This is a genomic window from Streptomyces sp. NPDC088910, from assembly GCF_044749865.1.
Lineage (GTDB): Bacteria > Actinomycetota > Actinomycetes > Streptomycetales > Streptomycetaceae > Actinacidiphila.
Map to the genome: position 1 here is coordinate 1 of NZ_JBIVIV010000028.1, position 13905 is coordinate 13905.

10 protein-coding genes and 1 pseudogene are annotated in these 13905 nt (G+C 63.3%); 8 read left to right on the forward strand and 3 right to left on the reverse strand.

What is annotated here, in order from left to right; all coding sequences use genetic code 11:
• Positions 1-840: pseudogene (locus ACIP4Z_RS35390) on the forward strand (transposase family protein); the annotation flags it as partial.
• An 843-nt stretch (positions 841-1683) separates the two neighbouring features.
• On the opposite strand, the gene ACIP4Z_RS35395 reads toward ACIP4Z_RS35390, so the two are convergent.
• Positions 1684-2256, reverse strand: a complete 573-nt coding sequence (locus ACIP4Z_RS35395) for a very short patch repair endonuclease (protein ID WP_401314681.1) — start codon at positions 2254-2256, stop codon at positions 1684-1686.
• A gap of 118 nt (positions 2257-2374) precedes the next feature.
• Here ACIP4Z_RS35395 and ACIP4Z_RS35400 point away from each other — a divergent pair, with 118 nt between their 5' ends.
• The 7 genes from ACIP4Z_RS35400 to ACIP4Z_RS35430 all read left to right on the forward strand — a co-directional run bounded on the left by ACIP4Z_RS35400 (position 2375) and on the right by ACIP4Z_RS35430 (position 11276).
• A complete protein-coding gene (locus ACIP4Z_RS35400; RefSeq protein WP_401314683.1) occupies positions 2375-3577 on the forward strand; it encodes a DNA cytosine methyltransferase in 1203 nt (400 codons plus the stop codon).
• 250 nt (positions 3578-3827) lie between these two features.
• A complete protein-coding gene (locus ACIP4Z_RS35405) occupies positions 3828-4838 on the forward strand; it encodes a DUF4928 family protein (RefSeq protein ID WP_401314685.1) in 1011 nt (336 codons plus the stop codon).
• A 177-nt stretch (positions 4839-5015) separates the two neighbouring features.
• Positions 5016-6041: a DUF4928 family protein gene (locus ACIP4Z_RS35410; protein ID WP_401314687.1), complete on the forward strand. Its 1026-nt coding sequence runs from the start codon at positions 5016-5018 to the stop codon at positions 6039-6041.
• A 230-nt stretch (positions 6042-6271) separates the two neighbouring features.
• Positions 6272-7126, forward strand: a complete 855-nt coding sequence (locus tag ACIP4Z_RS35415) for a hypothetical protein (RefSeq protein ID WP_401314689.1) — start codon at positions 6272-6274, stop codon at positions 7124-7126.
• A 6-nt stretch (positions 7127-7132) separates the two neighbouring features.
• Positions 7133-8449 carry a hypothetical protein gene (locus ACIP4Z_RS35420; protein ID WP_401314691.1) on the forward strand — a complete coding sequence of 439 codons (1317 nt, stop codon included), beginning with the start codon at positions 7133-7135 and terminating at the stop codon, positions 8447-8449.
• 152 nt (positions 8450-8601) lie between these two features.
• Positions 8602-10326 carry a DEAD/DEAH box helicase gene (locus ACIP4Z_RS35425; protein WP_401314693.1) on the forward strand — a complete coding sequence of 575 codons (1725 nt, stop codon included), beginning with the start codon at positions 8602-8604 and terminating at the stop codon, positions 10324-10326.
• 518 nt (positions 10327-10844) lie between these two features.
• Positions 10845-11276 carry a protein NO VEIN domain-containing protein gene (locus ACIP4Z_RS35430; protein ID WP_401314699.1) on the forward strand — a complete coding sequence of 144 codons (432 nt, stop codon included), beginning with the start codon at positions 10845-10847 and terminating at the stop codon, positions 11274-11276.
• A 520-nt stretch (positions 11277-11796) separates the two neighbouring features.
• Here ACIP4Z_RS35430 and ACIP4Z_RS35435 read toward each other — a convergent pair.
• Complete coding sequence (locus ACIP4Z_RS35435) at positions 11797-13158, reverse strand: AAA family ATPase (protein WP_401314695.1); 1362 nt, start codon at positions 13156-13158, stop codon at positions 11797-11799.
• On the reverse strand, positions 13155-13535 hold the full coding sequence (locus ACIP4Z_RS35440; RefSeq protein WP_401314697.1) for a hypothetical protein: 381 nt from the start codon (positions 13533-13535) through the stop codon (positions 13155-13157). The genes ACIP4Z_RS35435 and ACIP4Z_RS35440 overlap by 4 nt, the downstream gene beginning before the upstream one ends.
• Positions 13536-13905: the final 370 nt, after the last annotated feature.

The following is a 13905-nucleotide window of genomic DNA, read 5'->3' on the forward strand; positions in this document are numbered from 1 at the left end:
CTGGCCGTGGAGTTGGCGGCGCCGTGGCAGGCCGTGGTCGAGGGTCGTCGCCATGCTGCACGAGGCGGGGTCCCGAAGCGGGCCGCGGGTGCTGGCGTCCGCCATCAGCTGGTGTTCGTCGACCGGCTGGTGGCGACGCTGATCCATCTGCGGCACGACCTGCCGCACTCGGTGCTGGGGCTGCTGTTCGGCGTCGACCGGTCCACCGTTACCCGGGCGATCGGAGAGATGCGCACGCTCCTGGCGGAGCGGGGGTGCGCAGTTCCCGACCGCCCCGGCCTGCGGCTTCGGACGCTGACGGATGTGTTTGCCTACGCCCGGGCCGAAGGCGTCGAGCTGCGTTTGGACACCGAGGTTCAGGTCCGCCGGCCACCGGCCGGCCGCGGCGGACGGCGCGCGTTCGTCTCGGGCAAGAAGAAGCAGAACACGATGAAGGCCACCGTAATCGCCGACCGGCGGGGCCGCACGTTATGGACCGATGCCCTGCGACCTGGCCGTATGCACGACGTCACGGCGGCCCGCAACGAGGGTGTCGCTGTCTGCTTCCGGCACTTCCCCGAGGTCCTCCTGGACGACGGTTAGCCGGGCCTGAGCCGCGACCACCGTGGGCAAGCGATCGCACCTCCGAGAAAACCCCGCCCGGGGGCACTGCCCGGCAGAGCGGAACAGTGGGAACGAGACCGCCACGGCCACCCGTCCGACCGAATCACCGTCGAACACGCCCTCGCCGACCACAAACGCTGGAAGCAGCTCCATAGCTGGACCCATCGCCGTGACCGCCTCCCCGACACCTACCGAGCCATCGCAGGCCTCGTCTCCGACCGCAACATCCCTGCCTGAAATCGGGCCATGAACAGGCCAAACACGCCTCACCCGCTATCACGCACCAACTCGTAAGTAGGGTGGTCGCGCTGCGCCCGCTGCGAGACCTACTACACCGATCGGCCGCGGATCTCGGCAATCTGAGCGGGTCTCCAGCGGCATACCAGGTCGGGGGATCGAGGCGCAATCGAACTGGTAGTCGCATGAGCGTGCGAAGCCACGCCGCGGACTCATGGCGCGAGGCACCAGTGCAACGCGATGACCTGACGGGCCATCAACGCACTGCTATGCGAATCAGGCCGAGGGCCAGGCGGGGCAACCGGCGATTGTACCTGCCCTCCTCTCTTTCACGGCAGTCCGGTTGCGGTGGTCAGGAAGCGGATTCGGTTACGGCTGCGCCCTGTTCGGAGGGCGGCACCGCGATCGTAGGACGCAATCGCAGACTGAAGCGAGAAGAGAATCTGCGCTTCGGGGTTATGTCTCCGGACACCGCACAATGACCAGTGCCGCGCCTTCGGAGCCATCTGAGACCTGGCAGGAGAAGCCTGGCGGCAGGTCCGCACGGACTTCGTCCCGGTACTCAGACGGCCTGATCGCCCGCCAGCTCGGCATAGGCAGCACGCCCAGGTGGTCAGCAGCCCGTTTCACGAAGACGACTTCGACCGGCCGTTCCATCGGATGGAGAGCGAGGGCCTCTCCCTCCATCCACACGGAGGCGACGGTCACGGCCGGACAGCATCGAGACGGTCGAACGACTCGCGACCGGGCGGGGGCGCATCTTCTGATCCGCAAGGCGGCAGCACTCGGCGTCAGTAAGACTGGACGTCCGTCTACAGATTCGTCCGCATGCTCCCGTGAGGCTCAGGATCCAGTTGGCGGAGACTTCTGCTCCGCAGCAGGCGGTTGCTGTCGCAAACGCACGGCGGACCGTATTCGCTCAGCTGCGGTATGAACGTCCTCATGCTCCCAGATGCGGATCGGCTGCCAATCAGCTTCGAGTAGGCGGCGATCCGTGTCGGCGTCGCGCGCCTTGTTCCGCGCAACCTTGTCCGCCCAGTACTGACCGTTGCGCACAGCAACAGTGTGATGCGCAGGACAGCCGTGCCAAAAGCATCCGTCGAGGAAGACCGCGATCTTGGCCCTGGCGAAGACCAGATCGGCAGTGCGCCTGACCGCAGGCAGAGGCCTGACGGCCACTCGATATCTTAGCCCAAGGGCGTGGACCGCTCGCCGCAACGCAAGCTCAGGGCCGGTGTCTCGGCTTCGGTTGGCCTTCATGCTCGCGCGCACAGCCTCGCTCGACGCCCAGGACTCCGAACCACGGCTCACCCCAGCATCGTACGGCCCAGCGACGACCGCCGTCACCCAGGGGATCGGACCGACGTACGCGCCGTCCATGAAGTGATCACGCCGAACCGCGCCAACCGGCCACATGATCGATAAATGATGGCCTACGATCGAGTCTGTGACTCATGCACCAGCTCCCATCCCACTGATTCCGCACGCCCCGGTCGTCAAGGCGAACGAACCGACTTCGGAGACGGAATACTCCGTGGCCGAGTTCTTCGCCGGGATCGGCCTGGCCCGGATGGGGTTGGAGAGTGCCAAGTGCGGTTTCAAGGTCAAGTGGGCCAATGACCTCGAAGAAAGCAAGCGCAGCATGTATCTCGGCCACTTCGGTCAGGACGACAAGGGTCTCTACAGGGTCAAGGACATCAAGGACGTCGCGGAAGACATCGACGCAGCAGGCGTCCCCAGGGACCTCGATCTCATCTGGGCCTCGTTCCCCTGTACCGACCTGTCACTCGCAGGTGGACGCGAAGGGCTTGCAGGCAAGGCGTCGGGCACGTTCTGGAATCTCATGCACATCTTGGAGCAGCTCACGGGCAGCCAACGGCCCAGAGTCGTGGCCCTCGAGAACGTCAACGGCTTCGCCACCAGCAATGGAGGTGAAGACATCAAGGCCGCTGTGCGTAGATTGAACGACCTTGGTTACACCGTCGACGTCATCACTCTCGACGCGCGCCGCTGGGTCCCCCAGTCGCGGCCCAGACTCTTCCTCGTCGCGAGCTTGGAACCCCCCATGCTTTTGGACAGCGAACGGAATACCGAGCTCCGGCCGAGCTGGCTCAACGCTGTTCTTGACGACCCTGAGCTCCGCACGCATCGTGCCGAGCTGCCCGCTCCTCCGCCTTTGCTCACGGAGGGTTGGACAGAGCTAGTCGACGACGACTCAGCCGCGGGCGTCGAATGGTGGAGCAAAGAGCAGACGGACAAGTTCATCGGCGAGCTGTCCACGGGACAGCAGAAGCGGCGCAGGGAGATCGCAGTAGTCGGTAAGAAGGTCTACCGGACCGCATACCGGCGTACACGAGGTGGAGTTCCCGCCTGGGAAATCCGGGCGGACGACATCGCCGGTTGCCTGCGCACCGCCGGCGGAGGCTCATCGAAGCAAGCCGTCGTATGCATTCGCAAGAACCAGGCACCAAAGGTGCGTTGGATGACCGCGCGCGAGTACGCAAAGCTCATGGGGGCTCCCGCCTACACCCTGCCCGCGAGCAGGAGTCAGTCGATCATGGGCTTCGGCGATGCCGTATGCGTCGACGCCGTCCGCTGGCTCGCCGAGAACTATCTCGAACCGCTCCTGTCTCACAAGATGCTTCCGACGAGGACCGACAAGGAGCCCACGGCGACAAACGTTGCCCGCGCTCGGAACGCCATTGAGGTGCGCGTGCGCGAAACCGTGTGCGCATGATCCGCGAGCCCGTCGTGTGTTCCTGGCCGTCGGCGATGGCCTCATCACCACTCCGCCGGAGCTCCTCGCGCAGGTAAGGGTCGAGGTGGAGAGTGTCGGCTCGCTTTCAAGGAAGGCAGTTGGGCGATCGTCCTCCGTAAAGCTGATGCCATAATCCGCCGACGTCCGTTAAGTCCAGTCCCGCGATCAGCTAGTGCCGTTGACCTTCCCGTACCCAGTACGACGCCGCATTCAGAAAGGAAGCCGTCGCATGGTGTCGATCGAGAGTGAGCAGCCGTCAAACGTCGTGGCCAGCGCTGCTGCGACGATGGTCGAAGCGATCGATCCCTGGTATGAGAACTTGCGCAACAAGAAGGGGACTGTCGATTCCAACGTCATGTGCGCAGGGCTATACATAACTGAGTTCCTCGCTGTGACGTTCCCTCTCACTCACGGAGACTTCGCCGCCGATTCGCAGGTCAAGGGAGCCAGTGGAACGAAGGCTAAGGCCATTCTGGCTGATCATGGCGAGTTGCGTCAGTTCACCAGGGAGGGCGGCAGAACATCACGTTACACGATAAAACATGCTGAGAATCTCGCCGAGGTCGTCAACGCCGCCGGCACCGAGGCGGGAGTCAGAGATTTCACGCCGCAAGACCTCAGAGCCCTAGCATCTTTCCTGCAGGCTTGGTTCATAGCCCGGGTACAGAAAGACTATTTCGGCAAGCAGAAGGTCAGCGCAGAGATCGATCCTGGGTTTCCCGTACGCACAACGGTGGCCAGCCTCCTGGAGGCCGGCCGTGCACGCGGCGGAAACGCAGCAGGGGCCATAGCTCAGCACTTGGTGGGAGCGAAGCTGCAGATCCGCTTCCCCAACGAGACCATCAACATCGAAAGCTACACCACGGCTGATGTGCAGACCGGCCGAGCTGGAGATTATCAAGTCGGGGACACTGCGATCCACGTGACCATGGCCCCCGGAATGAGCCTCTTCGAGAACCGCTGTGCTCATAATCTGAGACATGGCTTCAGGCCGCGCGTCCTTGTCCCAGACAGCGCGGTAGCCGCCGCAAGTCAGATCGCACGTCTGGCCGACCTGCACCAGCGCGTGGCTGTGCAGTCGATCGAAGATTTCGTCGGTACCAACATCGAGGAAGTGGCGGGCTTCGCCCAAACCGAGGTCAGGGCACAGCTGCGCAAGCTGCTGGAGCTCTACAACGAACGCATCGATGTCGCTGAAGCCGATAAATCACTCAAGATCGAGATACCCGCGAATCTCTGAGTCAGGCAGGATCGGGGAACGGCCACGAGCTCTAATCGACTTGCCGAGCCTCCGGGGCAAAGGCTGTGATCGAAATACACAGGGCGGTGTGACCAACAGCAACGGGCGAGGTCGAAGCGAGGTTGACGCTCCGACGGTGCCGCATGCTGCCGATCCGGTGGAGAATAGGGGATCCAGATGGTGTCGACAAGCGAAGAAGACGTCCCGACGAAGGTCCGCGCTGCCGCCGACCATATGCTGGAGTCCATCGCCATCTGGTACGAGAGCAAGCGGGGCAAGAAGGGGGACGTTTTCGCCAATGTCGGGGCCGTTGGACTCTACCTTACTGAGTTCCTGGCCACCGGATTTCCATTGGAAAGAAATCTTTATGCGACCGATACACAGCTCAAAAATGCGAGCGGCCGCAAAGCCCGATCAATTCTAGCAGAGCACGGCGAGACTCGTAAGTACCCTGCAATGGGAGGCCGGACATCACGGGGGACGATCACAAAGGCCCATGAGCTCGCCATTATAATCAATGCCGTCGGCGATGCGACCGGAGTTGGCGAGTTCAGCGTCGACGAACGCAAAGCATTGGCATTTCTGCTTCAGCAATGGTTCGTGGAGCGCATTCGCGAAGACTACTTCGACAAGAAAAAGATCACTGCAGACCTCAACCCAGACTGGTCGATCCGAGCAGTAGTCGCATCGCTGCTGCAAGCAGGCCGCCAACGTCCGGGCAACGCGGCTGGCGCCTTGGCACAACACCTCGTAGGCGCCACCCTCAAAATGCGGTTCGCCGGCAGCGGTGTCGAGATCGGCGGCATCAATGACGAAAGCTACACCACTGCTGACCAACAAACAGGACGCGCTGGCGACTATCAGCTCAACGACACGGCCATCCACGTCACCATGTCGCCGACCTTGGAACTGTTCACCGAGCGGTGTCGGGAGAATTTGAACAATCACTTCAGACCGCGTGTGCTAGTACCTTCCGACCAACTCGCGCGCGCCTACACGTACGCCCAAGACGCCGGAATCGACGAGCGCGTCGCCGTACAGTCCATCGAAGACTTCGTCGGCACCAACGTCGAGGAGACTGCGCTCTTCTCTCAGGCAGAGATCAAGAGCCGGCTCAGGGAGCTCGTGGAGATCTACAACGAGCGCATCGAGGCCGCAGAGATCGACATGTCTCTCAAGATCGAGATTCCAGAGAACCTGTAACGCATCGACCCACGGTCGGCTCACGGGGCAGCACTGCGCACAGTCGGTTCTTACCACCCCTTCAAGGCCCCCTCCGGGGTACGCGGCAGAGCACGAACTCACCAGCGCGGCAAACACATCCGATAACATGTCCCTGACCTTTTCTGCGACTAGGCCCTACGAGGCCCGTAGATGCAGACCGCAAACGGTAGGCACCTCTCAGACGGGTGAGCGCGTGCCAGCAGGGAGCAATGTTGGGAGCCGAAGAGGCATCGCCGTGCCGGCATGCTGGAGCGCCGACGCCGAGCGTCATCGCACGAGTCAATGCAGTGATCGCTCAACTGGGCGATCGGAAGGACCTTCTCGAGGAGTTCGGCCTGTCTCCGGCGGAGTTCCAACAGGCGCTTCCCGCGGCTATCGAAGCGTCGCGCGGCAGTAGAAGCGCAGGTCAGTCGAATCGCAGACTGTTCGTGCGCGAGTTGCTGCAACAACTGGTGCAGGACGGAGCGATCCGGGATTTCGTGGCACCGAAACCCGGAGAAGACACCGTGTACCGACTGAAAATCGACGGTTTCGACAGAGATGTGGGCATCATTCAGAAGGGCTGCCCTGACGGCGCTCACAGTTCCAAGACGATGACAGTCCCCGAGTGGGCGGGCGAGACCTATTTGTGGTGGCTCTGCGACAGCTTGGCCAACGAGCCCGGCGAGCACGTCCATAAGGGCGTCGGACGCCTACAGAGCGGCTTCTTCGATGAGAATGCTCGAAAGCTGGCAGGCGTGATCTTTTACAACCACCTCTGTGGCAGTTTACAACGTGAGTGCCCAAAGGCTCGCAGGACGCTCGTGATCGATGGTAACCCCATGCCTCCGCCATGCATCTACGTCATGCCCGACTGGGATGGAAACGCGACTGCATGGAACTGGAACGGCCTCCAGGAACGAGCCTTCCCCACCATCCTGCTCCGGGCCTTCGGTGTGCCGGAGGCTGAAGTCCCCGTGTTCACTGGCCAGATCGGCTTCCGTCACCGCCCCAACAGCAGACGGGCCGCAATGAACATCACTTCACGCTTCGGGATTTCCCGCACCACGCAGCACAGGAGTTGATCTCCCTTGACCGTCCAACTGGACCCCCGCCGAGCCGCTTACGTCGACCAGGTGCTGGCAAGCGTGCGCACGAAGCACACCATGGCCGTGGCAGCCTGGCCTCGACCAGACAAGTACCTCCCGCAGGTCGACATCGACGTCAAATGGCTGCGCTTCTCCGTCCTAAACCACAGGACGCGCGCTGAGCAGCTCCAGGCGGCCCGCGAGGCCGGGGTGGCAGACCTCTTCCAGCGCGACCCTCTCGGAGAGGACGCACAACGGGCTCAGCGCGAAATCCTGGCACGCCAGGAGGGGTTCGGAGAGCTTAAAGACGACTTGGAGAAGCGGGATCAGCGTGAGCCGACGATCATCACGGCCGACGGCATCCTCATCAACGGCAACCGGCGGACCGCCGCCATGTTCGCGCTGAATGAGGCGAATCCTATGGTGGCGCGCTATGTGAGCTGTCTGGTGCTGCCCAAGGACGCGACCGAGGCGGAACTCACAGATTTGGAAACCGAGCTTCAGGTCGCCAAAGACTTCAAGCAAGGCTATTCCTGGATCAACGAAGCCCTCATGATCGAAGAGCTTTATGACCGAGAAGAAAAGAACTTCGGTCGGGTCGCCGAGCGCGTACATCGTAAATATCATGAGGTCCGCGACCTGTACGAGAAACTGCAGCAGGTACATCAGTTGGTGGAATTGTCGGGAGGTACCCGGGACTACGTGGACTTCGAGGCAAATGAGACAGCGTTCGACGAGCTCGCCAAACACATCAGGAACAAGCCGCCTGCCGAAGCGAACGCTGTGAAGAACGTCTACCAGCTCGGGACGCTGAGCGGTGTGGAATACCGAAAGCTACGTAATCTGCGTCGCCCGGACGCGGACAGACTAGTCGAAGCGGAGATGAAGAAGGATCCCGCGCTCAACGCCCTGTTGGCGACTGCTCTCACTCAGTCCCAGCCGGTCGACGAGCTCGACGAGTTGCTCGGCGACGCCCCCTACCAGTCGGCGGTCAACAGCGTGCTTCGGCTGGTGGCAGACAAGGCCCCGGAATCGGCGATCAGTCTCGACGGGCAGAAGGAGCCGACCGAGATCGTCGACATCTTGGGCAGCGTAAGAGCAGCCGTCCAGAGCGCCGCGGCCGAGGCCAAGGAAGATGCATTGGATCACAGCACGCTGGAAGCTCCGTTGGAGCGTGCCGAGCATGCTGTCGCCGATATTCAGCGTCTCCTCGGACTGGTCCCACGGGCCCGCGCCCACGAAAAGTGGGACGAAGCAAAGCTGGAAACGCTTTTGGCACAAGTGGAAGCGCTCGTGGAGCGAGTGCGGGCGTCGGCGTGATCCGCGCAGAAATCCAGCACAATGGACAACGACCCGTTGTGGTACTGCGTCGTGACCCAGGCGAGTCCAGTGGGGCTTGGTCTCGCCTTCAAGAGGCGCTCGGGCGAGGAATCGTCGGCGGCGATTCGGCTCGTGTCGAGGTGCGAGTGGACGTGTTCCTCGCAGAGCTTCCAGTCATCCGCGAACTACGCACGGCATATCAGGTCGGCGTCGACCTCGGTCAAGAACTGCGCGTTCAGATTCAAGCACTGGTGGCCGATCGCAGAGCGCGAGAACGGGCATTAAAGGAGAAAGACGAGACTTCAATCGATGAGCTGGAGGAACGCCTTCGAGCCTCTGGGTTCCGGCGTGTTCTGAAGGAGTTCCAGCTGGAGAACCTCAGAACGATCAATAGACTGCCGCATGGCGCCGATTTCTCCGTGCCCGGTGCTGGAAAGACAACTGTGGCTCTTGCAGGGTACTCGCTGCGCCGAGCAGCGAATGAAGTAGAACAGTTGCTTGTGATCGCGCCTATTGTCGCCTTCTCCTCGTGGAGGGAAGACTCCGCCGTGTGCCTCGACCCGCTGCCGCGTCTGGCCGTCCACGGAGGTGCGAACTCGCTGATCCCCGAATCGACCGAGTTTCTCCTCACCAACTACAACAGGGTCTCCGCCGACTACGACCGCATCCGTGCCTTCGTGGCTCGCCGTCCCACACAGGTCGTACTCGATGAAGCGCACCGCATCAAACGCGGAGAACGAGGCGTACACGGCCGCGCGGTGCTTGACCTCGCCTACGCTGCGCGACGGCGAGACATTCTCACGGGGACACCCGCGCCGCAGGGAGCGCACGATCTTGTGGCACCGATGCGCTTCCTGTATCCGGGTCAAGACCAGCAGATCCTCCCCGCCGGTGCCTACTATGAACGCAATGGCCGGGACGAAGATGTACTCCAGGCGACGGGCGCGGCGATCTCCCGCTATTTCGTGAGGACCCCCAAGGCCCGACTCGATCTTCCTCCGACGGAGATCAAGGTCGAACGGCTGCCCATGGGCGCCGTGCAACTCGCTGTCTACGAGGCCTTGCTGGGGCGCTATCGTGGCCAGTTCCTGCTGGAGCAAGCTGACCGGCGCCACTTGGATCGGCTGGGCCGCATCATGATGTACCTGTTGGAGGCGGCGACGAACCCGATGCTTCTTGTGGCCGGGTCCGATGCCGACGATGAACAAGGTTTTGCGCATCCGCCATTGGAGTTGCAAGGCGACGAGCCGGTTCTGAGGCTGCTCGAACGCTATCGAGAACACGAGACCCCTACGAAGTACGTCCGCGTCCGCGAGATCGTCGAGGACGAATGCAGACGTGGGCAGAAGGTCATCGTGTGGTCGACGTTCGTCCGCAACCTGAAGCTGCTACGGGATTACCTGCGCCCTCATCAGCCCGCCCTAGTGCACGGCGGCGTGCCTTCTGAGGACGCGGCGGTACCCGGCGTCGTGACCAGGGAATCCGAGCTCGATCGCTTCCGCAACGACCCGAACTGCACTGTGCTGCTGGCCAATCCGGCCGCATGCGGCGAGGGCGTGAGTCTGCACCACTGGTGCCATCACGCGGTCTACCTGGACCGCACCTTCAACGCTGGCCACTACCTTCAGAGCCAGGACCGCATCCACCGCATCGGGCTGGCTGACGATGTTCTCACTCGCTTCACCGTGCTCGTCAGCGAGGGCTCGATCGACGAGGACGTCGACGGAAGACTCCGCGAGAAGATCACCGCCCTGGCCAAGCTCATGGACGACCCTGGGCTCGTCCGCGTCTCCCTGCCCGAGCCTGACCTTCACCACGACGGAGCGGCGATCGCAGAAGACGACACCGCAGTGATCGCTGCGCTCCTTAAGAGCTGATACAGCGTATGGACGCCCTCCCGAGGCACGGCCTGTGCTTTGGAGCACTCCTGCTGGGATCCACGGCCACGCTGATGGGTCCAGCTGATCCCCGGGAACTCGTTCGTACCGCACGGGAGCGGGGCTCGTACCTGTCCGCTGCAACCGACCTCGACGGGTGCGTCCGTGTGATGGTCGCCTGTGGGCTGTTGGAGGAGTCTTCTGTCGGCACTGTCTCGCCGACGTCTGCAATGAAGGCGATTGTTGAGGGCGCGGGGTGGGATGTTCTCAGCAGGATTGCGATCCTATTCCTCACGTCGAGTCCGCCCCCCTGGCTCCGCGTCTCAGTCAGCGGGCGAAACGTCTCCCGCGAATATATCCCCAAGGAGGCCCTACGGGCACTTTCTTGGCTGGAAGACGAACTCGACGCCGTTCTCGTTGAAGCTCGATGCCACCTCGCCCAGAGCCGCGTGGACGGCGATTTCCGCAAACGGCTGGGGGATGCCGGAGAGGAAGTAGTCATGGCAGCTCTGCGCCATATGAAGGTTCGGGCGACGCAAGTTTCCCTGATCTCTGATGCGTATGGTTACGACGTCGAAGCACTTCTCGGAATGCACCTCCGGAGGTATGAGGTGAAGGCAGGCGGCCCGCATACGCAGCATTCCTTCCACCTGAGCCGAAACGAATTCGACACAGGGCAATTGTGGCCGGATTCTTGGCGCATCATCCAGGTCGTCTTCACAGCCGCAGCTTTCACGGCAGACGAGATTCGGAATGAGCACGTTCAGCACATTCGGGAACTCGATGCGACCGCGGTTCGCCAAGCGGTCGTCGAGGACTCTGCGACCTTTACGTGGGACCAGTCGTCAATTGTGACACCGGCCGCCGACAGCTGGAAACCTAGCATTTTGGCGCTTGACTCTGAATTTGCAACAGCGGGATTTCATATTACGGGTAGCGCTTCCCCATGAGCCGCGTGGATCAGTGGGTTGTCGCGGCATCCGCACAGAAATTCGCTCTGCACAACTGAAAATTGCTGATGCGCTCCAACCTCTGCTGTCGCTGCGCCTGTTGCGCACGGCACGAAGTTCTTCCGTTTTCCATGCCCCATCCCGACGTGGAAAGAAGTCTCAACGCGCAGGCAGACGAGAAGATGGAGGGGATAATACAGTACGGATCGACGGCCTCGCGATTCACTCGCTGCACTGACAACTCGTCAATCGCTCATTGCAGTCTCTCACTAATTTCCCCGATCGCTGGCGTAAATCAGCACACACGGCGAGCGCACACCTCTTCGTCTCGTGCCGAACGAAGTGGCCATGGGTCCAGAACCCAGGTCCGTGACGGTAGCAGCAGGTGAAGGCCGGCCCCTCGGGGAAGGCCGGTATTTATGCATTGGTAAATATGTGGCAGAAGAACGTGTTGACCCGAGGGAGCAGAACGTCGGAGTGTGAAGTATGGCATTGCAACCATGCGACTAGGGCAGCTCTGTCAGGCCTGGACGCGATGTTCCGGGCGGCTGAGGTGGTCCATGACGATCTGGTGGGCGCGCCAGCCGTCGGGGAATTTGGGCGGGACGTCGAGGTGGACGGGCTGGGTGGAGGGGTGGCGGTCGAGGAGGTCGGTGATGCCCGCGCGGGCGAAGACCAGGCAGGCGTGGCGGTGGCGGGACAGCAGGACGAAGAGGCGGCCGGTCTCCAGGTGGAAAGCGCTGGCGTCGACGCGGCCCGAGAGAGGGTGCCAGACGAGGGTGACGTCGAATTCGCGGCCCTGGAGGCGGTTGGCGGTGTCGACGGTGACGCCGGTCAGCCGCGGCTCGGCGAGGAGACGGCTTCGTACGGCCTCGGCCTGGTCGTTGTGGGAGACGCCGATCGCGATGCGGGTGGGGAGCAGGGTCCGGCCCTCCGGCGCCTGCTCACAGGATGTGGTGGTGCCGCGGGTCAGCAGTCGTAGGGCGGATTCCGCGAGGGCGTCGGCGAGTTCGCGGTCCGTGCGCAGCGTCTGCCGGGCGGGCAGTTCGTAGTAGCCCCAGCCGGTTTCGGCGGCGGCGTCGAGGGCGAGGTCGACCGGCGTCCGGCCGAGCGTCGGCAGGAGTGCCATGTGCCGGTCGTCCGGGCCGGTCCCCGCGTCGAAGCTGGTGAAGGGGTAGAAGGCCCTTTCGGTGAGGTCGGCGGCCGAGGCTGGCAGCCGCCAGGAGACGGGCAGGGCGTGGAGCGGCATCGTCGGGTTGTGGGCAAGCGTCACGTCCACCGCGTTGTTCAGCGGATTCCAGCTCAGCCCGTGCCAGCGCTCGGTCGCCACGGTGCTGAAGGGGTCCAACTGGCCGGGGTCGCCCACGAACAGGGCCTTGTCGAAGAGGCCCGCGCAGGCGAGGAGGGCGTCGGACCGCATCTGGTACGCCTCGTCGATGATGGCGAGCGGCCAGTGGCCGTGGTCGTCGGTTATCCATGCCCACTTGGCGGCCGTCGCGATGATGACGGGCGGGCGGGTCTCGAAGTCGGCCATCCTGCGGGCGCCCATGACTCTGCCGAGGGCGACGAGCCGCGGAGCCAGAGATCCGCTGCTCTTGAGGAGCCGGCCCACCGTCAGCGCCGGATGGCTCTCGACGAGACGCTGGGCCAGATCGTCGACCTGCTCGTTCGTCTGGGCGACGATCATCACCTCGTGCCCCTGCGCGACGAGATGGGCGGCCGCCCGGACCACGAGCGTGGACTTTCCTGCCCCGGGCGGCGAGTCGACGACGAGCCCGCGGGACGTGCCGGCCGCGAGTTGGTCGATGCCGGCCAGGATTGATCGGACGGCGTCATCGGCGCGTTCACCGGGCGTCAGGGACGCAGATGCTGCCGTCGTCATTCCCAGACCTCATTGGCGTCGTCGTCGGTGGGCCGGTGGGGAGGCGGCGGACCGCCGTGTGTCCAGGGCGTGGCTTCGTCATCGGGGAGTGCGGCGGGCATGCTGAAGAAGGACACGGAGGTGTAGCAGACCTCCTCGCCCAGCGCGGGTACGGATCCCGGCGGCGCGGGCGGCCGTTGGGAACGGCCCATGCCTTTGCTCAGCTCCAGGTCGATCTCGTACGGCCCGTCGCCCTCACCTCGGATCGCCAGGACGGTGGCCTCCTGGGCCTGGCGGGCGGGACTCCGGACTTCGTCGCCGACACGGAACCGTCCTGGCCCCGGCACCGACAGCGTGACCATCGGGCGCAGCGAAACCCTGTTGGCTTTGCTGAGCACCGTCCGGTCCGAAGCACGTTCCCGACGACCAGCACCGCTGGGTGGCGCAGGGGGAGTGACCTGGCCATGAGAGGGCTTCCCCCGTTTGCAAGTCCCCCTCCGTCGCACCGATTGTCTGGACGCGCTGAACTTTGGTCCCCGCGTGCCCCCTGGAAGGAGTGGTTGCAAGTGGACCCGACACGCGCATGCGGCCGTTTGCATGCCGCGTTCAACCCAGACGGTTGGTTGTGAGTTCCTCGGTAAGAGCTCCGTCAGGCGTCGCGGAGTGCTGTGGAGGTGCCGTAGTCGACTCCGGTGGCGGAGGTGGGGTGCTCGATTCCATCAGTCCACGGGGCGAGGGTCTGGCGAATCCTCGGCCGCCGCCGGTGTG